16 protein-coding genes are annotated in these 22,210 nt (G+C 32.9%); 5 read left to right on the top strand and 11 right to left on the bottom strand.

Annotation, left to right across the window (positions count from 1 at the left end; genetic code table 11):
• Positions 1–27: 27 nt before the first annotated feature.
• The 5 genes from EGI22_RS09410 to EGI22_RS09390 all read right to left on the bottom strand — a co-directional run bounded on the left by EGI22_RS09410 (position 28) and on the right by EGI22_RS09390 (position 7,492).
• Positions 28–1,137, bottom strand: coding sequence for a glycosyltransferase (locus EGI22_RS09410; RefSeq protein WP_255067998.1), 1,110 nt, complete (start codon positions 1,135–1,137; stop codon positions 28–30).
• 3 nt (positions 1,138–1,140) lie between these two features.
• Positions 1,141–2,277, bottom strand: a complete 1,137-nt coding sequence (locus EGI22_RS09405) for a glycosyltransferase family 4 protein (protein ID WP_255067997.1) — start codon at positions 2,275–2,277, stop codon at positions 1,141–1,143.
• Positions 2,278–2,319: 42 nt separating this feature from the next.
• Positions 2,320–3,609 carry a hypothetical protein gene (locus EGI22_RS09400; RefSeq protein ID WP_255067995.1) on the bottom strand — a complete coding sequence of 430 codons (1,290 nt, stop codon included), beginning with the start codon at positions 3,607–3,609 and terminating at the stop codon, positions 2,320–2,322.
• A gap of 152 nt (positions 3,610–3,761) precedes the next feature.
• On the bottom strand, positions 3,762–6,752 hold the full coding sequence (locus tag EGI22_RS09395) for a DUF2723 domain-containing protein (RefSeq protein WP_255067993.1): 2,991 nt from the start codon (positions 6,750–6,752) through the stop codon (positions 3,762–3,764).
• Positions 6,753–6,862: 110 nt separating this feature from the next.
• On the bottom strand, positions 6,863–7,492 hold the full coding sequence (locus tag EGI22_RS09390; RefSeq protein ID WP_255067992.1) for a deoxynucleoside kinase: 630 nt from the start codon (positions 7,490–7,492) through the stop codon (positions 6,863–6,865).
• A 192-nt stretch (positions 7,493–7,684) separates the two neighbouring features.
• Here EGI22_RS09390 and surE point away from each other — a divergent pair, with 192 nt between their 5' ends.
• On the top strand, positions 7,685–8,461 hold the full coding sequence (gene surE, locus EGI22_RS09385; RefSeq protein WP_255067989.1) for a 5'/3'-nucleotidase SurE: 777 nt from the start codon (positions 7,685–7,687) through the stop codon (positions 8,459–8,461).
• A 2-nt stretch (positions 8,462–8,463) separates the two neighbouring features.
• On the opposite strand, the gene EGI22_RS09380 is transcribed toward surE, so the two are convergent.
• A complete protein-coding gene (locus tag EGI22_RS09380; RefSeq protein ID WP_255067988.1) occupies positions 8,464–9,012 on the bottom strand; it encodes an NUDIX hydrolase in 549 nt (182 codons plus the stop codon).
• A 48-nt stretch (positions 9,013–9,060) separates the two neighbouring features.
• Between EGI22_RS09380 and EGI22_RS09375 the strand changes: the two genes are divergently transcribed.
• Positions 9,061–10,056: a cation diffusion facilitator family transporter gene (locus EGI22_RS09375; protein WP_255067986.1), complete on the top strand. Its 996-nt coding sequence runs from the start codon at positions 9,061–9,063 to the stop codon at positions 10,054–10,056.
• Between the two features lie 71 nt (positions 10,057–10,127).
• On the opposite strand, the gene EGI22_RS09370 is transcribed toward EGI22_RS09375, so the two are convergent.
• Genes EGI22_RS09370 through EGI22_RS09360 form a run of 3 tightly spaced genes read right to left on the bottom strand, consistent with a single transcriptional unit; the run spans position 10,128 to position 14,987 of the window.
• Complete coding sequence (locus tag EGI22_RS09370; RefSeq protein ID WP_255067985.1) at positions 10,128–12,446, bottom strand: family 65 glycosyl hydrolase domain-containing protein; 2,319 nt, start codon at positions 12,444–12,446, stop codon at positions 10,128–10,130.
• 12 nt (positions 12,447–12,458) lie between these two features.
• Entirely contained in the window at positions 12,459–13,112 is a 654-nt protein-coding gene (gene pgmB / locus EGI22_RS09365) for a beta-phosphoglucomutase (RefSeq protein WP_255067982.1), read from the bottom strand.
• Positions 13,113–13,121: 9 nt separating this feature from the next.
• Positions 13,122–14,987 (bottom strand): glycoside hydrolase family 13 protein, encoded by a 1,866-nt coding sequence (locus EGI22_RS09360; protein WP_255067981.1) that lies wholly within the window; start codon positions 14,985–14,987, stop codon positions 13,122–13,124.
• 136 nt (positions 14,988–15,123) lie between these two features.
• Here EGI22_RS09360 and EGI22_RS09355 point away from each other — a divergent pair, with 136 nt between their 5' ends.
• The 3 genes from EGI22_RS09355 to EGI22_RS09345 are packed head-to-tail and all read left to right on the top strand — an operon-like array spanning position 15,124 to position 19,462.
• A complete protein-coding gene (locus tag EGI22_RS09355; protein ID WP_255068089.1) occupies positions 15,124–16,884 on the top strand; it encodes an alpha-amylase family protein in 1,761 nt (586 codons plus the stop codon).
• Between the two features lie 5 nt (positions 16,885–16,889).
• Entirely contained in the window at positions 16,890–18,257 is a 1,368-nt protein-coding gene (locus EGI22_RS09350; RefSeq protein ID WP_255067980.1) for an MFS transporter, read from the top strand.
• Positions 18,254–19,462 (top strand): hypothetical protein, encoded by a 1,209-nt coding sequence (locus EGI22_RS09345; protein WP_255067978.1) that lies wholly within the window; start codon positions 18,254–18,256, stop codon positions 19,460–19,462. Before EGI22_RS09350 ends, EGI22_RS09345 begins: the two co-directional genes overlap by 4 nt.
• Here EGI22_RS09345 and EGI22_RS09340 read toward each other — a convergent pair.
• Both EGI22_RS09340 and EGI22_RS09335 read right to left on the bottom strand, forming a co-directional pair.
• Positions 19,453–20,862: a hypothetical protein gene (locus EGI22_RS09340; RefSeq protein ID WP_255067976.1), complete on the bottom strand. Its 1,410-nt coding sequence runs from the start codon at positions 20,860–20,862 to the stop codon at positions 19,453–19,455. The genes EGI22_RS09345 and EGI22_RS09340 overlap by 10 nt on opposite strands.
• A gap of 144 nt (positions 20,863–21,006) precedes the next feature.
• Positions 21,007–22,077, bottom strand: a complete 1,071-nt coding sequence (locus EGI22_RS09335) for an acyltransferase (RefSeq protein WP_255067975.1) — start codon at positions 22,075–22,077, stop codon at positions 21,007–21,009.
• Between the last annotated feature and the right edge of the window lie 133 nt (positions 22,078–22,210).

The raw sequence follows: 22,210 nt of genomic DNA, 5'->3' as shown, positions 1-22,210 counted from the left end.
GTATCATTTTTATTCAAAAAAGACATATTAAACAAAAACTTTTTCTACGATTTGATGAAAATTTCTACAAACAACTTCAGTTTCAAATCTTTCAGAAACGAGTTTTTTGCCATTTTTTGCCATCTCCTTTGCTAAATTTTCATTGTCTAAAATTTCTATGATTGCCTTGGCTACTGAATTCGGATTTAATTCTATAATTATTCCTGATTTTGTTTCAGAAATATCATTAGAAAGACCGGTTTCTGTGGAAGCTACAATCGGCAATTCATACACCAATGCTTCTAAAACAGCAATAGAAAAGCCCTCAGAATAACTTGGTAGTGCAAAAACTTTTGAATTTAACAATAAATCTATTTTGGCCTGACCATTGACCGGGCCTAATATTTTAACTGAATTCTCCATTTTATTATCAGAAATATAACCTTCTACAAAACCTTTCATACCGAAATCCGGCCCAGCAATTAACAATTTCGCATCAGGAATTTTCTCTAAAACCAATTTAAATGCAGGCAATAACAAATCTAATCCTTTCTTTTTATGAAGTCTGCTCAAAAACAATACATCATTTCCTGTTTTATTTTCTGGGACCTTGAGATCTGGAACTTCAATTCCATTCGGAATTATATAAACATTTGGTGTTTTTTTGCCTAGATATTCTTCTATTTCGCGTTCCTCTCCTACATGCAAAACATGGATCATTTTTACTTTTTCAAGAAATCTCTTTTGAAAACCAACTGAAAAAAGACCTCTTTTAATCTTATTTCCAATAAATGTATAAGGATGTGCACAACCATGTACCGTAACAATGCTTTTTTGATGTAAGCCTAATAAATGAGCAGCTAAAAGGGTAAAATTCCACAATCCATGATGATGAATTATATCTACTGTTTGGCTTTTTGTCTTTAAAAACTCCCATAAATCAGGCGAGAAAAGTGGAAGAAATCTAGTGAAGAAATTGCCTTTTATCTGAACAATATTTACACCTTCAATATTTTTGTATCTTACATGCCCATCAATATCCAACGACATAATGGTAGCTTCATGTCCATTCTCGATTTGATATTTCGCCAAATCATAAACAACCTTTGACGCCCCACCGTTTTCCCAACTATAAGAAAGAATATGTAAAAAATGCATATTTTATTTCCTTTGATGAATATTTTCGAATCCCATAAATATCCTTTTTGCAACATTTTCAACTTTGAAATCTTTGATAATTTCTTTAGAAACACTGCCTAGCTCTATATTGGAATTTTCATTTTTTACAATTTCTGACATCGCATCAAATAATTCAGTTTCATTTCCTGATTTAAATATAAACCCATTACCTTTTACCAAATCGTCTTTGCAACCGCATTTATCTGAAACAATTACACTCAATCCGCAAATCATTGCCTCATTTACTACCAATCCCCATGGCTCCGAAATACTAGGTAAAACTAAACAATTAGCTCTTGTTAAATATTTTGGAACAGTTTGCCAATCCACACCTTTAAACATAAAAATATCATCAGGTTGCTGATTTTTTAAAAGAATTAAATTTTTCTCTTCACCACCACTTCCTAAAACTATTAAGCCCCAATCTTTTGCTTGTGAAACCTCCCTTTTTAGCCTTTGAAAACCACTTATTAAAATATCAAGATTTTTCTCGGGAATTAACCTGCCAACAAAAATAAAATTGTGAGATGTAACTATCTCATTTTCAAGAAAATTATTGGTTTCATTAAAAATCTCCAAAATGGATACATCGTCAACTACTGCCGCTTTTTCTTCTATAATTTGCTCCTGTTTGACCCCATATTTAAACAAATATTCTTTGGAGGAAGCCCCAAAAACGATAAATCCTTTTGCCATTTTAAAGAGCATTTTCTTTATCGAATCTTTCAAAAATGAACCTTGCTGATCTTGAGAAGTAGATTCATTAGAGATTACAATTTTCTTACTAAGCAAAAAGGCGTACAAAATAGAGAACGTCATCGCTAAATCTCCTCCAAACCCTGTAATATTAACTATATCAGGGTTATAAGACCTAATATATTTAAGAACGGCAAAAACCTTTTTGTAACTAGGAATATTCTCGATGTAATCATCAAATAATAAATGATAATCGTAATCATATTTTTTTAAAGGCCCTTCCATGTTTTTTCTCGACAACTCATTCCTTGCAATTTGCAAAACACGAATATCATCATTCTTCGACTTTTGTTTTTGAAGTTCTTCAAACAAAATCGATTTATAATGCGTCCAGAGTATATTATGAATGATTAAGACCCTCATAAACAGAAATAATCTCCGCAAATATATGCAGGGATAAAAAAATTATTTTTTGATAAATTTAAATATCAACATATATGTTCCTAAGCGAGTATAGTCAATTACCAATGCCGCCGTAAAATTGGCAATGAAATAGTATATAAAGAAATAGGCTAAAAACTCTGTTCCAAAACTCTTCGGGTTTTTTATTTCACCGAGACATAGTTTGGCCATATAAAAAAACATGATACTGTAAAAAACAAACACTATGAGGCCGAAAGAATCAAAAACCTCAATATAAGGAACATCGACGTAAAGATGTTTGAATCCATTTCCAAAAAGAATATACCTCACTTTTCCTTCCGTAAAATTTTCTTCCGCATTTTCAAAAACAGTGGTCAACAAATGAATCCTCATGTTGGCCGACTCATCAGAGTTACTCGGCTTACGTTTTTTATTATCCGGATTTGTGAAACTTTTCACAATATTATTTACCCTAAATGTCAAATAATTGGTGATTGGGGTAATAAACTCCTCATTATTTTTAATCTCAACAATTCCCTTACCTATACCCAAAACCAAAGCCAACAACACGTACCACTTAAATAAGAAAAATTTAGCGGTAGAAACTACACTAGAAAAATTAAAATTAAAATAAGTAAAAAGAGAAATAAAAAGAAAAGCTGCCATAAACCCAAGCATAGTCTGAGTTAGAAACAGGACTACTATAAAAAGGAGAATTGAAACAGTAGGATAAAGGATTCCTAAATTTATCTTTTTTTGATATTTAAGGGCAATTACACAGGCAATTAAGCCATAAAAAGCACCTCTAGCATTGATATGTGGATTACCGCCTTTGGCTCCGTCTTCTTCAAAAGAAATAGAAGCCCTCTGCCCTATTTGATATAGTGGATTTGTAAACGTGTAGTATAATAATGAAGCAGCACCAATTAATGAAATAAATATAATAGCATGAATAAAAAATTTACTTAACGAAACCTGCCGCATAAAATTAATCGACACAAAAAGGGTAAATAAAAGGATATAGTTGAAGGTTTCCGTCAATCCTTGCACTGCAGTAAATCTATCTCTTAATATGAAATAAACAAACGTAATGATAAGAAACCAGCCTATCATAAACATTCCAGGTTTATTGGGGCTTTCAAAATACTTTAAATCTTTAAAAAGTAAGGTTAAAGCTAAGGGGCCGAAAAGTAAGGCAATAGAGAAATAAGTATTAGCAGGAGCTAGACGCAAACCATCTCTTAAAAAGAAAATAAAGGGCAAGCCTGCAATAAATATTGCCAATGCCATAGCCTCTCTATGTTCCAAAAACTTCCTTAACAGATACTTCATTCAAAAAATTTTCACAAAAGTACAATGAAATCCCAAGTTTTTATTGGTTTTTCATACAAAAATAACCTAGTATAACCCAGTTTTTTGTGAATTTGGAAATAAAAAAGCCTTGGACATTTTCATATCCAAGGCCAATAAAAAATATATTCTTTTTATTGAATTTTTGCCAAATGGCCTTCATATATCTTCCTAAACTTCTCAGATAATGGTTTGTCATACTGTTCTGCAGCAGAATATAACATTTGTATAACTCTCATATCAGACTGTATTATTGACTGAATATTTCCATCACCCCATTGTCTGTTTCCAGCAGATTTATTCTTTTCAATAAAATATTTCAATTCATCATCTGCTCTATTAACCATAACTTCGGCTACTTTTCTAGCTTTATCTGGTTTGCCTATTTCGTAATAGAATATTGGATAATTTGCTACCAATTGATCATAAGGAATCGTATTGTCTGGCATAATTTCTAAAGATTTGTCTAGGAATTTCTCAGCTTCATCCTTTTTGCCTTCTCTTACCAACTGGTCTACCAAACGTAAAAATGCAAACCTGGCTGTTACCATTGGTACTTTTAGATAAGTTTCAGAGTCATAATAAACATTAGGATTATTAAGATTTCTCCAATACATTTTATTAACCAACCTATCTTTCATTATGTCAGAGTTTACGAAACCATCTTTGGCACCCGGAACTCTAAATGGCATCAATCTATACGCATAACCTTCTAATTGGCAGAATTCTTTTAAATTCATATACGAACTTGGAGAAAGCGTTCCTGAGAAATAAATAGGTCTTTTCCAGTTATTTTGAGCAATAATATCTAACACCAAAAGGTCGTTTTTCAAAATATCCTTTTCTCCAAAATTCCACTCTACTTTATCTTTCACCAATGCTTTGTATTTTTCAGGCACAAAGCTTTGACCAGCTATTTCTTCAGCATTTTGCTCTAAATAGAAATTCGGTGATGGCAAAACATTAATCATTTCACCCGAACTAACTTGCATTTGAATAGCAGGATCGTTGTTTTTGACCAAATTCAAGAATTCTTTAAGATTAATACCTGCCTGAATTTGCGGATTTGGATTTTTAACAAAAGGAATTTGGTCGTTTATACCTTTATTATAATTCTCAGTATTCATAGAAATAGGCAAAGGTTGCGATTCATAGGTACTTCTTTTCATTTGATCGATATACCAATCTGTACCTAATAAACTCAAATTGCAAACCCTTACGTCTGTCCTGAAACCCTCCACTTCCTGCACATACCATAAAGGGAAAGTATCGTTATCTCCACCTGTAAATAATATGGCATTTTTTTCACAAGAATTCAATAAGTTCTTTGCAAAATCTATTTGATGGTATCTATCGGATCTGTCATGGCCTGGCCAAGCCGAATTCGCCATTATTACCGGCACTGTTAAACTTAAAAAAGTAGCGACTCCAGCTTTCGCAGAATTGTTTTTGATAAATTTTAGAACCCACTCAGCAATCGCCATAACACCTATACCTATCCAAATTGCGAAGAAATAGAATGATCCAACATAAATATAGTCTCTTTCACGAGGTTCTACAGGAGGTGAATTTAAATAAATAACCAAACCCAAACCTGTAAAGAAAAACAACAAAAACATTACGATGGCATCTTTATCACGTTTAAAATACATGAACAAAAAGCCAAGTATTCCTAATATCAAAGGAAGTCCGTAGTAATTTGTTCTGCCTTTGTTATTCGCATACGATTTAGGTAAATCACTTTTAGTTTCAAATATGTTTGTGCCAGCTACATCAGATACATCTGAGGCTCTACCCCAGAAATTCCAAATAAAATAACGCCAATACATGTGCCCAAACTGATGATTAAACATGAACTTGAGATTATCTGCCAATCCAGGTCTTTGACCTTCAGCAAGATTCAGTTTGCTTCGATAAAGGTTAATGTGATTTGGGTCTTGGCTCCAAACTCTTGGCAAAAGCATTTTACCTTTGCTGTCCCAAACATATTCTGGATTATAATCGTAAACTTCGTATTTATCTTTTCCAACTTTATAATTCGGCTCACCTCTCTTAATCTCAGTCAATTGAGCAGTGTATATTGGACCGTAAAGTAAAGGTCTAGAACCGTATTGCTCTCTTTTCAAATAATAGGTAAAATTCAATACATCACTAGGATTGTTCTCATTGATAGGCGGATTATAATTAGAACGAATCAAGGCAATAGTGTATGTTGAATACCCTATCAATACAAAAGCAAATGATAAAAGGATTGTATTCGCAATAGCCTTCCCTTGTTTTTGCGTATAATGAATACCATAAGCTAAAGCTGCTATAAGAACAATAATGAAGAAAATCATACCAGATGCAAACGGCATTCCGAATGAATTGACGAACAATTTATCAAAAGAAAAACTTAGAGTTGGTAAACCAGTAATCAAGCCAACCATTATAATTCCTAAAACAACTAATCCAATTAAAAATGAAATAAAACCACCTTTAAAATTAGGATTTTGGTTCTTTTTAAAATAATACAACAAAGCCAAAGCTGGAATAGTAACCAAGTTTAGAAGGTGAACTCCAATTGAAAGGCCAACTAAATAAGCAATAAAAAGAAGCCATTTGTTTTGCTGCCTTGGATCTTCAATTAACTCCCATCTGAATGCTGCCCAAACAACTATTGCAGTAAAAAATGATGACATTCCATAAACTTCTGCTTCAACTGCCGAAAACCAGAAAGATTCCGAGAAATTATATACCAATGAACCTACTAATGAGGCACCTAATACCAAAATAGTACTAGCAGTGTCAATATTTTCTGCAGTTTTACCCACTAATTTTCTAGCAACTAGCGAGATTGTCCAAAACATGAATAAGATAGTAAATGCACTTGCAAGTACAGAAACCATGTTTATCATTAATGCAACCTTAGTAACATCCGATCCTGCAAATAAGGAGGCAATTCGGCCAATTAGAAGGAAAAATGGAGCACCCGCAGGGTGAGGAACTTGCAATTTATAAGCACAAGCTATAAACTCTCCGCAATCCCAGAAACTTGCCGTTGGCTCCACTGTAAGTGTGAAGGTAATAAGGGAAATGACAAAAACCAGCCAACCTCCGATATCATTTAATTTTTTAAAACTCATAAGTGATTAATATTCAGTTTATTATTATTTATATTAGGACGTTTATTTTAATAATTTTCAAAATAACAAAATTCAAGCCAATAAAAGGCAATCAAAATTTATAAATAAAGTTAAATTTCAAGTTGAGTACCAATATTGATATTTTTTTCGATGATTTCAGTTATGTGTTTAAAATCCAAATCGTTGCCGACAAAATCCATTTGGTTTACATCTATTTCCAAAAGTTTACCATGATTGTATTCTTTGGTAAATCCTTCATAAAGGCTATTTAAACTGATAAGGTACTGAGGGTCTATATTTTGTTCGTAGTCTCGATTCCTTTTTTTGATTTGGGAAACCAGTTTATTTACATCTGCTTTTAAATAAATCATTAAGTCAGGCGGGGAAATAGCCTTCATAATAGTATTAAACAAACTTTTATAGGTTTCATAGTCCGTTTGATTCATGTGACCACTTTCATATAGATTTTGAGCAAAAATATATGCATCCTCATAAATTGTTCGATCCTGAATTATCGTCTTTTCTTCTTGATTTTTGATTTTTAAGACTTGTTCAAACCGGGAATTAAGAAAAAATATTTGAAGGTGAAAAGACCATTTTGGCATGTCTCCATAAAATGGGGCTAAATATGGATTCCCGTCTACAGCTTCATAATATACTTCCCAACCATAATGCTTGGCTAATTTTTCTGCTAAAGTGGTTTTTCCGGCACCAATATTTCCGGTGATTGCTATATGCATTAAGTATTATAGATTTGAGCACAAAAATAATAAAAAATAAGAATTTTTTAACCTAAAACAGCAAGTTTCCGTATAAATTTCAAGTGATTTTATTTGAGTTTAGGATTTCAAAAACCTAAAAAACAATTACCTTTGGTTTTTAAAGAAAAACAAACTAAATCAAAAATTAGAAATTAAAACTAAAAAACTTCGATGGCAAAACCATTAATTCTCGTTACAAACGACGACGGCATCACTTCAAAAGGTATAAAAGTATTGATAGAAGAAATGTCTAAAATTGGAGAAGTGTACGTAATGGCTCCCGATAGCCCTAATTCGGGTATGGGACATGCTATTACTGTAGATTCTACTTTACATATAAAAAAGTCTCCTATTTTTGGAGAAATTGAATCTTTTGAATGTTCAGGCACACCTGCTGATTGCGTTAAAATGGCCAAACATGAGTTTTTGAAAGGACGAAAAATTGACCTTTTGGTAAGTGGAATAAATCATGGATTAAATTCCTCTATTTCTGTAATTTATTCTGGCACAATGTCGGCTGCTATTGAAGGTGCTATTGAAGGTATTCCTTCTGTGGGCTTTTCTTTGGATGATTTCAGATACGATGCTGACTTTGAACATACTAGGCCTTATTTAAAACAAATAGCTGAGTTTGTTTTGAAAAACGGTGTTCCTAAAGGGACAGCTTTAAACGTAAACTTTCCTAAAAACTCAGATGTAAAAATAAAGGGAATAAAGCTTTGTAGACAAACCAACGGCTATTGGCAGGAAGAGTTTGATGCTAGAAAAGACCCACATGGAAGACCTTACTATTGGATGGGTGGACATTTTGTAAATAGAGAGCCCGAGTCAAATGATAACGACATTTGGGCCTTGGAAAATAATTATATTTCTGTTGTACCTTGTCATTATGACCTAACAAGTTATGCTGCTTTAGAAGAACTGTCTAAAACAGATATTGAAAGTTAGGATTAAATTCCTTTCAATCTGGCTACTTTCAAAATACCAGCAACTGAAATCGAATCAGTTATTTTATCCTGCATCACCATTTCAATAGCCTCCGTAAGGCTTACTTTCTTTATTTGCAGATCTTCTGTTTCTTCTGGATTAGATGGCCCAGGAGTTAGATTTTCAGCCAAATATATGTAGCCAACTTCATTGCAGACTGAGTTAGAAGTATGGATTTTTGAAACTAAAGTCCATTTTTCTGCAAAAAAACCTGTTTCTTCTATTAATTCTCTTTTAGCTGCTTCTAAAACATCTTCACCCATTGGGCAGCCACCTTCAGGAATTTCCCATGAATATTCTTCTAAAGGAAATCTAAATTGACCAACCAAATAAGTAAAACCCTGAGCATCAACAGGCACCACTCCTACCGCTATATTTTTAAAGTTTACTTGTCCATAAATTCCTTTTCCGCCAGATGGATTTATAACATCATGATGCTGTACCTCAATCCAAGGGTTTTCGTACGGAACTGTAGTTTTTAGCTTTTTCCAGTTATTTTTTTCGTTTGCCATAGCCCCAAAATTAAAGTAAATACTTAAGTTTAGGAAAAATTAAAGAAAATGATTGAAGGATTTTTTACGAATAAAAAAAATGCCATTGGCCTTTCTTTTGTTTTGGCTGTTTTTATTATGTCTTTGAAATTCTACGCATACTTTCTGACTAATTCCAAAGCAATTTTAACAGATGCAGCAGAATCAATTGTTAATATTATTGCGACAGCTTTCGCTATGTATTCTTTATTTTTAGCAGAAAAGCCCAAAGATCATGATCACCCGTATGGCCATGGAAAAATTGAATTTTTCTCTTCCGGATTGGAAGGTTTTCTGATTATACTTGCAGGAGTTTTTACTTTAATACCTGCTTTGAATACTTTAATCCAGGGAAATGCAGAAATTCAAAATATTTCGAATGGTATAATAATTACCGTAGCTGTTGTACTATTAAATGGTCTTTTAGGCTATGTTTTGATTAAATATGGCAAGAAACTAAATTCTATAATCTTAGAAGCAGATGGTAAACATTTGCTGCTCGATGCCATTAGTAGCGTAGTTTTAGTTTCTGGATTAATCTTGGTTCAATTTACTGGCATTCAAATCATTGACCCAATTATAGCAATATTTTTGGCTATTTATATTTTCTACAATGGTATACAAATATTGAGAAAGGCTGTTAGTGGCTTGATGGATGAGACAGACTTTGACCTTTTGAATAAGTTGATAAAAATCATTAATGAAAACAGGAAAAATGAATGGGTCGATGTCCATAATTTCAGAGTAAAAAAATATGGAGCAGACATACATATAGATAGCCATATTACTTTACCTTTTTACTTAAGTTTAAAAGAATCCCATGACGAAGTAAGTCATTTTGAAGAAATAATCAGAAAAAACACGCATCATAATCTGGAAGTTTTTGTACACTCAGACCCTTGTATGCCGGAGTGTTGTGCGTATTGTAGAATGAAAGACTGCAACAAAAGAACCTCGGAATTTAAACGTGAGATAATTTGGAACGCTGAAACGCTTGTTACTAATCAAAAACACTTTGATTATTGAATTTTAATCCTTTTTTGCAAAAAAATATCACCTCCCGAATTAACCGAAAGGTGACACTTTATATGAGAATTTTAAGCAGCCTCTGTATGTAGCACAAATTCATCCATACCTGCCAAAGTTATTTCTTTATCGAATAAAGAAAACTCCATTTCCTTTTCAGAAAGATTTTTGACAATAATGCCCTCTCTATTAATACCGATTTCAACTAAATTGTCTTTCAAACCCACTCTAAAAGATAGTGACTCCCAGTTTTTAGGTAATATTGGGTTTAAATGTAATTTGGTATTTTTTACACGCATACCACCAAATCCTTTGACTACCGACATCCAAGTTCCTGCCATAGAGGTAATATGAAGACCATCTTCGGTGTCATTGTTATAATCATCCAAGTCCAATCTCGATGTACGAACATACATCTCATACGCTTTTTCAATTTTACCTAGTTTAGATGCTAATACTGTATGAACACATGGCGAAAGTGATGATTCATGAACAGTCATTGGCTCATAAAAGTCAAAATTCCTTAAATGAGTTTCTTGATCAAAATCATCTTCGAAAAAGAATAAACCTTGTAAAACGTCGGCTTGTTTTATAAAACAAGATCGTAAAATCCTATCCCACGACCAATTTTGATTGATTGGCCTATGCTGCCTTATTCTTTCTACAGATAATAGTTCTTTATCTAGAAAACCGTCTTGTTGCAAAAACACTTCCCTATTTTCATCATAAGGTAAATGCATATTTCCAATTATTTCATTCCATCTTTCGGTTTCTTCTGCTTCTTCAAAGTTAAGATTACCGACAATCCTTCGGTAGTCTTCTTGCTCAGCTTTTACTAAAGCAATAGCTTCAAGCGTATATTTTAGTGTCCAAACAGCAATATAGTTGGTATACCAGTTATTGTTTACGTTATTCTCGTATTCATTCGGACCAGTTACTCCTAGCATCACATACTTTTTCAGATTTTCTGAAAAAGTAATTCTTTGAGACCAGAATCTTGAGATCGAAATCAAAACTTCTAAGCCAAATTGATTTAAATACGATGCATCTCCAGTATAGTTTATGTAGTCGTAGATTGCATAAGCTATTGCACCATTTCTATGAATTTCTTCAAAAGTTATCTCCCATTCGTTGTGGCATTCCTCGCCATTCATAGTTACCATGGGATATAAAGCAGCACCTTTCGAAAAGCCTAATTTTTGACCATTCAATATAGCTTTTTGAAGATGATTGTGTCTGTAAACCAAAAGATTACGAGCAACAGAAAAGTCTACTGCTGAAAGGTAAAAAGGAATACAATAAGCTTCAGTGTCCCAATAAGTTACGCCGCCGTATTTCTCACCAGTAAAACCTTTTGGGCCGATATTTAGTCTTGCATCTTGACCAGTGTAGGTTTGCAATAAATGGAATATGTTGAATCTAATACCTTGTTGAGCAGATTCATCTCCTTCAATTTTTATATCACAATTTTCCCATTTAGCTTTCCAAGCTGCTCTTTGAAGCGGAAGCATCTGTAAATCAGCAACATTTGTTAATGATTTTTCACATTCAGCCAACAAATAATCTGGAAAGAAGTTGGTAGAGTTATGAACTGCTACCTTTTTAACAATGCGAATTGTTTGAGATTTTTGAGCAAAAACAGAAAAAGTTAAACCAATATATTTTTCGCTTTGAACAGTTTCAAAATCTACTTCCCTTGCATGACCACCTAAACAAATGCTTAGGTCCATTCCAACTGCTAAATCAAATCTATCAACACCAAATTTGTTTTCTTTAGTTTTAACTTGAAGAAAAGCTCTTTTACCTTCTGATTTTTTTGAGATTTCTTCCCAAAAGTGTTCATCATAATTGGCATCTCTATTTTGAACATTTCCATCCAAATATGGAGTGATTTTTATCAAACCATCAAAGTTTACCGGAGTAACCTCATAGTCCACATGTCCAATTTCATCATGGGTAATACTACAGAATCTTATGCTTTCAATTCTTATCTCTTTGCCATTTTGTAATCTTAACTTGCAAAAACGCATTAAATGGCCATGCTGCATGTGCAATTCCCTATAAAAATCCAGAATTTCACACTTGCCCAAGTCTACAATTTCGCCATCAATCTCAATATCAATCCCGATCCAATTAACCGAGTTTATTACTTTTGCAAAGTAATCTGGATAACCGTTTTTCCACCATCCGACTCTGGTTTTGTCAGGAAACCAAACACCAGCTACGTAATTTCCTTGCAAAGTTTTGCCAGTGTATCTTTCTTCAAAATTACCCCTGTGCCCCATTTTTCCGTTTCCGAGACTCATTAGGCTTTCGGTAATTTCATTATATTCTGCATGAAATCCACTTTCAATCACTCTCCACTCATCATGCTTAATGTAATTCTTCATTTTTTCTAAAAATTAGTTTAGTCTCATTAAAATATCATTCGGACTCAATTCATGCAAACCCGCAATTACAAAATCAGCGTTGCATAGTACTTCTTTTTTTCCAATACCTACTGCAAACATATTTGCGGCTTTAGCAGCTTGCACTCCAGCAAATGCATCCTCAAACACAATACATTCTTCATTTTCAACGTCCAAAGCCTGGGCTCCTTTCAAAAACACCTCTGGATCAGGTTTACTTTTATTTACATGGTTACCATCAACCAATTTATCAAAAAGAGGTAAGATGCCAGTTTTCTCCAAAATTAAACTCGCGTTTTTACTTGCAGAGCCCAAAGCTATTTTTATACCCAAAGCTCTCGATTCTTCTAGGAAATTTTTAACACCTGGCAATATGTCATTTTCAGTCATTTTATTAACCAATTCCAAATACCAATCGTTTTTGATTTTAGCATATTTTTCTTTTTCTTCTTGACTTAAAATAACCTTACCATGCTTTAAGATAGCCTCTAAAGAATCCATTCTACTGATACCTTTCAAGGTTTCATTAAATTCCTCATCAATGTCAAAACCTAAAGTATTACATAATTTTCTCCAAGCCTTGTAATGAAAAACAGCCGTATCAACTATCACGCCATCCAAATCAAATAAAAACGCTCTTATTTTCATCTAAAAATTTTAATTTATCTCTAAAACCATCACCCCTTTCGCATCAATCTTCACTGTCGAAATATCTTTAAACTCCACGCCACTAATTATTTCTTTAGCAGATTTAGCTCCTTTAAGCATCTCCTGAAATCTAACGGTATCTAAACTTTTTTCTGTTTTATTAGTATTGGCTATTACCATTACTTTTTGGTTTTCAGTATACCTAAAATACACATAGACACCTTCCTCTGGGACAAACTGCATAAAATTTCCTTTCGAAATTGCTTCAGAATTTTTGCGATAATTTGCCAACTTTTTTACAAAATCAAATGCCTCATTTTCTTTCTCAGTCCTACCGTTTGCTTTAAACTTATTGACTTTATCATCTGCCCAGCCACCAGGAAAATCTCGCCTTACTTCTGCATCCGAAGGATCTTTAAAGTTTTTCATCAATATTTCGGTTCCATAATAAAAATGGGGAATTCCTCTCAAGGTCAACAACCAAGTAATACCCATTTTATATTTATCAAAATCCTCACCCACAACTGAGAAAAAGCGGTGATGATCATGATTTTCTAAAAAATTGACATTTTTAGTAGCATCTGCATAAGCTAAATCCTGAGCTAAAACTGTATACAATCTACTTACACCTTCATTCCATCCAAAATCATGATTTAAAGCTTCAAAAATCCCTTCTTCAACAACAAAATCTAATGCACCGGGTAAATTGCTTTTAAAAGGAATATTGAAATTGTTTTTAGTAAAATATGCCTGGCTAATCACTGTTCCCACTGCTGATTCCCCAAATATATGGATATTTGGATATTCATCTAATAGAGCTTGATTGCAATTATTCATAAAATCCAAATCATTATAAATATAGGTATCAATTCTCCATGCATCGATATTAAAAGTTTCGACTGACCAAAGTGCATGTTGTATCAGAAAATTGGCGACAAATGGATTATTTTGATTTAAATCAGGCAGAAAAGAAGTAAACCAACCGTTTCTTACAATTTTGGTATCTAAAGTTGATGCATGAATATCAAACAAAGGTTGGTCTTTATATGTAGTATTGGTGTATTTGTCCCATTGATTTAGCCAATCTTTTGAGGGCATATCTTTTAAAAACCAATGATTTATTCCAACATGGTTATAAACAGCATCTTGAATTATTTTAATTCCTTTTGCATGAGCCTCTTTTGAAAGAATTTTATAGGCTTCATTCCCTCCCAATCTCTTGTCAACATTGTAATGATCTGTGAACCCATAGCCATGATATGCACTCCTCATAACACCGCCTTCATCTGTTAGGGGTTGATTATTTTCAATTACGGGTGTCATCCAAATACCCGTAACACCAAGTTCTTTAAGATAATCTAAATGATTGGTAACACCCTGCAAATCGCCACCATGACGCAAAAAAGGATTGTTTCTATCATGATTTGGGTCTGCCATATCCGCAAATTTATCATTTGAAGGTTCACCATTTGAGAATCTATCAGGCATCAATAAATAAACAAAATCAGATTGATCAAGACCTAGGGGCTGTGCAGTTTTTTGTAACAATTCATAATTTATTGTTGTGCCATTGTATTCAAACTTCACCGTACCTGCTTTTGCTTTTTTAGATATTTCTAAGTCAACAAAAAGGTAATTAGGGTTTTCTACTGTATGTATTTCTCTTAATTTAACTCCTTTATAAGGTTTCAACTTAAACAACTCAGCTTTAAGGCCTTTGCCATTTATCATCAGTTGAAGATTTGGATTTTTCATCCCAACAAACCAGTTTGTAGGATTTATTCTTGATACTTCTGTACTTTGGGCATCAACTATTAAAACAAAAAACTGTAGTATTATTCCAAGATAATACATTTTTGTAGTTTTGAAATTCATGAGGTTAAAAGTATATTTTTTGCAAAATAAAGCATAATGGGTGTTTTTTCATAAAAAAAACCTATTTACCTTTGAAATTATACTTTAACCTGAAATGAAATTATTTCTTACTTTTTCATTTGTTTTTATTTTTATTATGAGTTTTTCACAAAGTCAAAAGAAAACTTCTGACAAGATTGCTGTTTATCAAATTTTCACTCGATTATTTGCCAACCAAAATGTCACAAATAAATTTAATGGTACTTTGGAAGAAAACGGTACCACTAAATTTAAGGATATTAATAAAAATGCTTTAAAATCTATTAAAGATTTAGGCATTTCGCATGTTTGGTATACTGGAGTCATAGAACATGCGACCATGACGGACTTTAGTAAATTTGGAATCCCTAATGACCATCCGCAAATAGTAAAAGGAATTGCTGGTTCACCGTACGCCATCAAAGATTATTATGACGTCAATCCATATTTGGCGGAAGATGTAAATAATAGAATGTCTGAATTTGAAGACTTGGTAAAAAGAACACACGATTTGGATCTTAAAGTAATCATCGATTTCGTACCTAATCATGTATCAAGAGAATACAAGTCTGATGTAAAGCCAAAAGGAATAAAAGACTTTGGAGAAACAGATGATAATTCACTGCGATTTAGTGCAAATAACAATTTCTACTATTTACCGAATCAGCATTTCGAGATTCCAGAAGGTGTAAATCCTCCCATAAAGTTTGACAAAAAATATGAAGAATACCCTGCCAAAGCAACAGGAAATGATGTTTTTTCTGCAAAACCAAGCATAAACGATTGGTTTGAAACCATAAAACTAAATTACGGCATTGATTATCTAAACGGAAAATCGAAACATTTTGACCCAGTGCCTGATACTTGGCTAAAAATGAGAGACATTTTAGCCTTTTGGACTAAAAAAGGCATTGATGGTTTCAGATGTGACATGGCAGAAATGGTACCTGCGGAGTTTTGGGGCTGGGTGATTCCTGAAATCAAAAAAATAAACCCTGAGGTAATTTTCATCGCTGAAATTTATAACCCAAATGAATACCACAATTACTTATTCAATGGAAAATTTGATTATTTATATGATAAAGTAGGCCTTTATGACGCTTTACGCAGGTTAATAGAAGGACATGGAAATGCTCAAGATATTACCCAAGTTTGGCAAAAAGAATCTGGAGAGTTTTCTAACAGAATGCTCAGATTTTTAGAAAACCATGATGAGCAGCGGATTGCGTCGAATGAATTTGGAAAAACTCCAGAGTCGGCCAAAGGTGCTATGATGCTTTCAAGTACACTACATACTGGTCCTATTATGGTTTATTATGGGCAAGAATTGGGTGTGAAACCTACGCAGGCGGAAGGTTTCCAGGGCAATGATGGTAGAACTACAATCTTTGATTATTGGGGAGTGACCGAATTGCAAAACTGGATAAATGGTGGAAAATTTAATACGAGCAAATTACCAAAAGAACAAAAGGAGCTCCGTGACTTTTACAAAAACACTTTGCATTTTGCTCAAGAAAATAAAGCCATATCCAAAGGGCAATTTCATGATTTGCAGTATCTAAATACACGACAAGAAGGATATAATCCTCATCAGGTTTACTCCTATTTAAGGCATACTGATAATCAAGTGTTGCTTTTCGTCTTTAATTTTGATTTAAATAGAAACCATGCTTTTGACATTAAACTTCCTCAAAATATTTTAGAAAAGGAGTTAGGTATTGAAAAAGACTCAAAAGTTATGGTTAAAGAGGCTTTTGATGGAAAAAAGAAATCTAAGCACAATATCTCAGATTTGACCTCTCCTGAAAGTTCAAAAAATGCTATGCATTTAAATTTAGAACCTAATACCTTTAAAATATACGAAATAACAAAACCTTAAATAAAATGGCATCATCTGGATCAATTTCAAACAAATCAAACACAAAAAAACCTAACCTTTCTACATCCGCTATCTGGAATATGAGCTTGGGTTTTCTTGGAATACAAATGGGTTTTGCCCTTCAAAATGGAAACGCTAGCCGGATTTTATTGAATTTTGGTGCGGATGTTCATCAACTTTCATGGTTTTGGGTTGTGGCTCCTTTGACTGGAATGATTGTTCAGCCAATTATTGGAAAGATGAGTGACAATACATGGACAAGCCTTGGAAGGAGAAGGCCATTTTTCCTAGTAGGAGCTATATTGGCAGCTATTGGTTTGCTATTGATGCCAAATGCTGGAAGTTTTACTAAATATTTGCCGGCACTTTGGGTTGGGGCAGGTTTCTTAATGATAATGGATGCCTCCTTTAATGTTGCTATGGAGCCTTTTAGAGCTTTGGTGGCTGATAAATTGAATTCTTCACAAAGAACAAAAGGTTATGCAATCCAAACAGCTTTAATAGGAATAGGTGCTGTTGTTGGTTCTTGGCTACCTTATGTATTGACCAATTGGTTTGGCTTCAATGAAATAACTCCTGAAGGCACGGTTCCTTCGAATGTGATTTGGTCCTTTGTAATCGGAGCACTTTTTTTGCTTGCAACCATTATCTGGACCATCAGCACCACTCCTGAATATACACCTCAGGAATTGAAAAGTTTTGAGGACGATGAGGAGGAAGTTCATGAAGAATCAACAAATATACTGGCAGATATTTTGGCAATGCCAAAAACTATGAAACAGCTTGGAGTAGTTCAGTTTTTTTCATGGTTTGGACTTTTTAGTATGTGGGTTTATACTACCTCAGCAGTAGCTCAGCACATTTACGGTCTGCCAACAGAAGACCATTCATCTGCGATGTTCAACAAAGCGGGCGATTGGGTAGGAATTATTTTCGGGGTCTATAACGGTGTTAGTGCCATATATGCTTTTATTTTACCAAGCATTGCCAAAAAAATTGGAAGAAAAAGAACGCATGCTTTCTCCTTGATTTGTGGAGCTTTAGGGTTAATTTCCATCTATTTTGCACCAAACGAAAACTTCCTTTTGTTTTCTATGATCGGTGTAGGAATAGCTTGGGGAAGTATTTTAGCGATGCCTTATGCTATTTTAGGTGGAGCACTTCCAGCAAAAAAAATCGGTGTTTATATGGGTATATTTAACCTTTTCATTACGATTCCCCAAATTTTGAATGCTATATTAGGCGGAATATTTGTAAAGTATTTTTTCAATGACAAAGCTATTTATGCTTTAATATTAGGTGGCGTTTGCTTCTTAATTGCTGCCATTAGTGTTAATTTTGTGGAAGATAAAGATGAAGTAGTAGCTATATGACCAAAACTCAGAAAAACTTAATAGGGATTTTATTTTCGGTATTATTATTTGCCATTCTTGTATTTCGAACTGATCTATTAAATGTTCAAAACAGACCTGGCATAAGTGATTTTTTAGCAAATTATGTTGGAACATGGGGAATTAGCGTTGCTTTTATGCTTTTCGCTTACTTTTTAGGCAAAACTTTAAATCTCAAATGGTGGATATTCATACTAGTTTTACTTATCATAGAAATCACTTATATTTTTGTGTTAAATTATGGACCTAAAACACTTCCTGAGAGCGTAAAATTGACCAAAACTTTTACTCATTTCAAAAAAGTAGCTTTAGCCAACAGGCCATTGATTCAGTTTGATTCCAGTTGTGCAAGGTTTGATTCTGTGTTATTTTATACTTTAAAACCAGGAAAATCCTCATTTGGAAGCTTTGAATTTAATAACACCTACAATGTAAACTCAAAAGGATTTAGAGACACTGAAGAAGACCTACATCATCCAGAAGTAATATTTTTGGGAGACTCTTTCACCATGGGTTGGGGAATAGACCAAGATAAAACTTTTGCCTCAGTATTTGAACAAAAGTCAGGTTTTAAATGCCTCAACACAGGAATATCATCCTATGGAACTGCCAGAGAGTCATTTAATTTAGGAAAAACTGATGTTGATTCTTTAAAATTAATGGTAATACAGTACCACGATACAGATTTAGAAGAAAATAGTTTTTGGATAAAAAATAAACGTTTGGGATCTAAAACTCAGGCTGACTTTGATTTTCAAGTAAAAAACAATGAAAAAATAAAAAAATACTATCTTTTTAAATATTTGAAAGATGGAATAATAACTTTATTAACACCTAATCCAAGACAAGACCCTAATAAAAGTGAAAAAGTTTTGGTTGGAGAATATGAAAAATATCCAGAATTTCTAGAGGATTTTTACAAAATATGTTCTCAAATGAGAGAAAAATACCAAGGACCGATAATTTTCACTTTCACAGGAAGTTTTTATACAGAAACAGCTATAGTGGACGAATTTAAAGCCTATGCTGAAAAAAATAAAATTGACAACATATATTTTGTAAACCTTGGACCAAAACTAAACACAGATCATTATTTTTATCTTGATGATCATCTAAACCAAAAAGGTCATCAAGTGGTAGCGGATGAGCTTTTGAAGAGTTGGAACGAGGTTAAAAATCAAAATTGATTATTCTTAAGCTTTAATAACACCTTTTGATATTTGGGGTTGGAAAAAATAGCTTCTGCAGCTAATTTGTTTCCTTTTTCGTTCCAGTGTCCGTCGCAAGAAATAAACAAATCTTCTACCCTCCCTTTATAATTCACAAAGGAAGGTAATAAATCAATGACGTTAACACCTTGAACCCCATACCTTTGCTCTATAAAAGGAGTAAATTTATTTGTTTTAGTAACATTGAATTTCTTTATATCCCTTAGGTCAGGCATTAAAACAAAAACAATTTCTTTCCCTTTTGAAGTTTCAACTATGCTATCCATGCTTTTAAGAAAATCGTTGGCTAAAGGCGTACCAAAAAGTGGTTCTACGTACATACTTCCAAAGATTGATGACTGGTTTTTGATGGCCAACTTCCTCGACAAATCATATATAAGGCTTATTAAATTAGAACTGGTTTCAAGCTCCAGTTTTATTTTTTTGAAAAAACTAGCAGAACTATAAAGCGAATCCCGAGTGGTTCTTAGGACTTCAGGATGTTCTATTGCATAAAAAGACTCTATAGAGTTTTGATAGCTACTTATTGTATACTTTGTTGTTCCATTTTCTCCCCAATATGCTCTAAAGTTTGGAACATTTAAAAATCCTCCATTCAGTGAATTTTCAAAAGAATCGAAGTCATTTCCAGCAAAAATTCCAACAATTACTGCCTCATGTTCAAACTTGGGCTTAACCAAATTGTTATAAATTTGAAAATAAGCCATAGGATTTGCACCCATTATTGCAAAATTCAAATGAGCAATTCCAGATTTTTCCTCTAGAATATTTGAAAGTCTTTCCTCTACATTTAACAATACACCTTCTGTAAAAGAATCTCCCAAAAATACAATTCTGTTTTTACCCAAACTATCACGTTCCTCATCCCTTGCACCTACGCTATTTGAACTATAAGTAATTGGCATCTGATCACTACATCTTTTTACAACTTGAGTATTATTTTCTTGCCTCCATCTACCAAAAAAATCGTTAGTGTCGCCGTAAAGTCTGGTTTTATCGGTAGGCACTGGCTTGTACTTTGGATTATCATAAAATAAAATATAAGACGCACCTTTGCCGTATTCGTTTTTTATACGAAAATAAACGAGTGAGCATATTTCTAAAAAAAGAAGAAAAAAGAAGGCAAAAATTAGATTTAAACTAATGGTCTTAACTATAGGTGTTTTGCTTTTTGAAGAATAAAGTAAGCCTAAACAAATCGATTGAAGTAGTAGAATTCTGATAAAAAAACGATGAAAATAAAGGTCTTTAATAATTCCATCATTTCCTCCGAAAATAAAATCGTAAAAAAAACACAGAAAATAAAACAGAATACTAAAAGCGAAAAGAGTTTTTGCTTTTAAAAATTTTCGGAACATTTTGGTTATGGGTTTATAATGTGATTTAGAGTATAAAAATCTGTTTTATGTTGTAATTTTCTTTCAGCTATTTGAACAACAAAGTAACAAAATTGCTTTCATAAAACCCTAACCGTAAAATAAATTATAGAACTATTATAATTTTTAGAAGAAAATCTTTGATTTGAATCTTAAAAAAGGTTTTTCAATAATATAATAAGAGAATAAAGCAATTAAGCTTAAAAAGACGATATTTTGGGGATATTTACCAATCCAAAAATCAGAACCTGAAATAAAAATTTGTTGCCACAGATAAAGACTATAAGATAACAAACCTATATAGTTTAATACTTTAGTATTTAGGACCTTAAACAAGATTTTTTGAGGTCCGAAAACAACATACATCATAAAAAAAGCGATAGCAAAGTTAGCTATTGTACCGTAACTAACACCTAAAGGTATAAATATTGCCTCTAAATGAAACTTACTTGCCCACGAAGGAAATAGTCTAATTGTAAGCAAAATAAAACTAGAGATATAAAGTGTTAAGCTCCATTTATATTTAATAAAATCGAGTATTTGTGTTCTATATAAAGCAAATACTACACCCGTAGAAATAGAGTCAATTCGTGTAAAAATATTTTGCTCATCTATCCAGTCTAATTGGTAAAAATGGTCAATTACTCTGAGAAATGGGACTATGATAATTAGAAATATTGCGAACTCTTTCCTAAATGATTTTCCATAAACAAATACCAAAGGCCAAAATAAATAAAAGTGCTCTTCTACGCTTAAAGACCAACTATGAGCAGTGTACCAATCAAAACTCACCCAAATGAAGTTTTTAGTATAAGTTAAAGCAGTAATCCATGAAAGTAAAGTCAAATGAATGTAACCAAGGTTTTGCAAAACAAAATACACTAATAGAAGAAAATAATACGCCGGAAATATCCTTAACACCCTTCTAGCAAAGAAATTCTTAAAAGATACTGTTCCAGTATTAGCTTCTTCATTGAGCATGATAGAAGTAATCAAAAAACCCGAGATAACGAAGAAAACATTTACGCCAAATTGACCATCCTGTAAGATATCAATTACAGGTTTTGTCCATTGATATTTTTTGAGAATTGGTAGGAAGATCTGTTCTTTTAAAGATAAATGATGCAGAATTACTAAAATTATACTGATTGCCCTTAAACCATTGATGCTAGGGAATTTTTCTTTTTTAAGACTCATCCAATTTTAAGTATTACCATATTTATTATGTTTTTTATTAATAACATTAAGCTTTCATAAAAAACCTTTGCAAATATACGGATAGTAGGAAAACATACCTATTCTAAAAAAACTATTCTTCAAATGGAATGAA

This window comes from Lacihabitans sp. LS3-19 (genome assembly GCF_024343575.1).
Classification (GTDB): Bacteria; Bacteroidota; Bacteroidia; order Cytophagales; family Spirosomataceae; genus Leadbetterella.
Note: the sequence above shows the minus strand (reverse complement) of the source record. Positions and strands in the feature narration are given on the sequence as shown.

Coding starts and splice junctions, on each gene's coding strand:
- EGI22_RS09410 (WP_255067998.1), bottom strand. CDS start 1,137: ATGCATTTTTTACATATTCTTTCTTATAGTTGGGAAAACGGTGGGGCG.
- EGI22_RS09405 (WP_255067997.1), bottom strand. CDS start 2,277: ATGAGGGTCTTAATCATTCATAATATACTCTGGACGCATTATAAATCG.
- EGI22_RS09400 (WP_255067995.1), bottom strand. CDS start 3,609: ATGAAGTATCTGTTAAGGAAGTTTTTGGAACATAGAGAGGCTATGGCA.
- EGI22_RS09395 (WP_255067993.1), bottom strand. CDS start 6,752: ATGAGTTTTAAAAAATTAAATGATATCGGAGGTTGGCTGGTTTTTGTC.
- EGI22_RS09390 (WP_255067992.1), bottom strand. CDS start 7,492: ATGCATATAGCAATCACCGGAAATATTGGTGCCGGAAAAACCACTTTA.
- surE (WP_255067989.1), top strand. CDS start 7,685: ATGGCAAAACCATTAATTCTCGTTACAAACGACGACGGCATCACTTCA.
- EGI22_RS09380 (WP_255067988.1), bottom strand. CDS start 9,012: ATGGCAAACGAAAAAAATAACTGGAAAAAGCTAAAAACTACAGTTCCG.
- EGI22_RS09375 (WP_255067986.1), top strand. CDS start 9,061: ATGATTGAAGGATTTTTTACGAATAAAAAAAATGCCATTGGCCTTTCT.
- EGI22_RS09370 (WP_255067985.1), bottom strand. CDS start 12,446: ATGAAGAATTACATTAAGCATGATGAGTGGAGAGTGATTGAAAGTGGA.
- pgmB (WP_255067982.1), bottom strand. CDS start 13,112: ATGAAAATAAGAGCGTTTTTATTTGATTTGGATGGCGTGATAGTTGAT.
- EGI22_RS09360 (WP_255067981.1), bottom strand. CDS start 14,987: ATGAATTTCAAAACTACAAAAATGTATTATCTTGGAATAATACTACAG.
- EGI22_RS09355 (WP_255068089.1), top strand. CDS start 15,124: ATGAGTTTTTCACAAAGTCAAAAGAAAACTTCTGACAAGATTGCTGTT.
- EGI22_RS09350 (WP_255067980.1), top strand. CDS start 16,890: ATGGCATCATCTGGATCAATTTCAAACAAATCAAACACAAAAAAACCT.
- EGI22_RS09345 (WP_255067978.1), top strand. CDS start 18,254: ATGACCAAAACTCAGAAAAACTTAATAGGGATTTTATTTTCGGTATTA.
- EGI22_RS09340 (WP_255067976.1), bottom strand. CDS start 20,862: ATGTTCCGAAAATTTTTAAAAGCAAAAACTCTTTTCGCTTTTAGTATT.
- EGI22_RS09335 (WP_255067975.1), bottom strand. CDS start 22,077: ATGAGTCTTAAAAAAGAAAAATTCCCTAGCATCAATGGTTTAAGGGCA.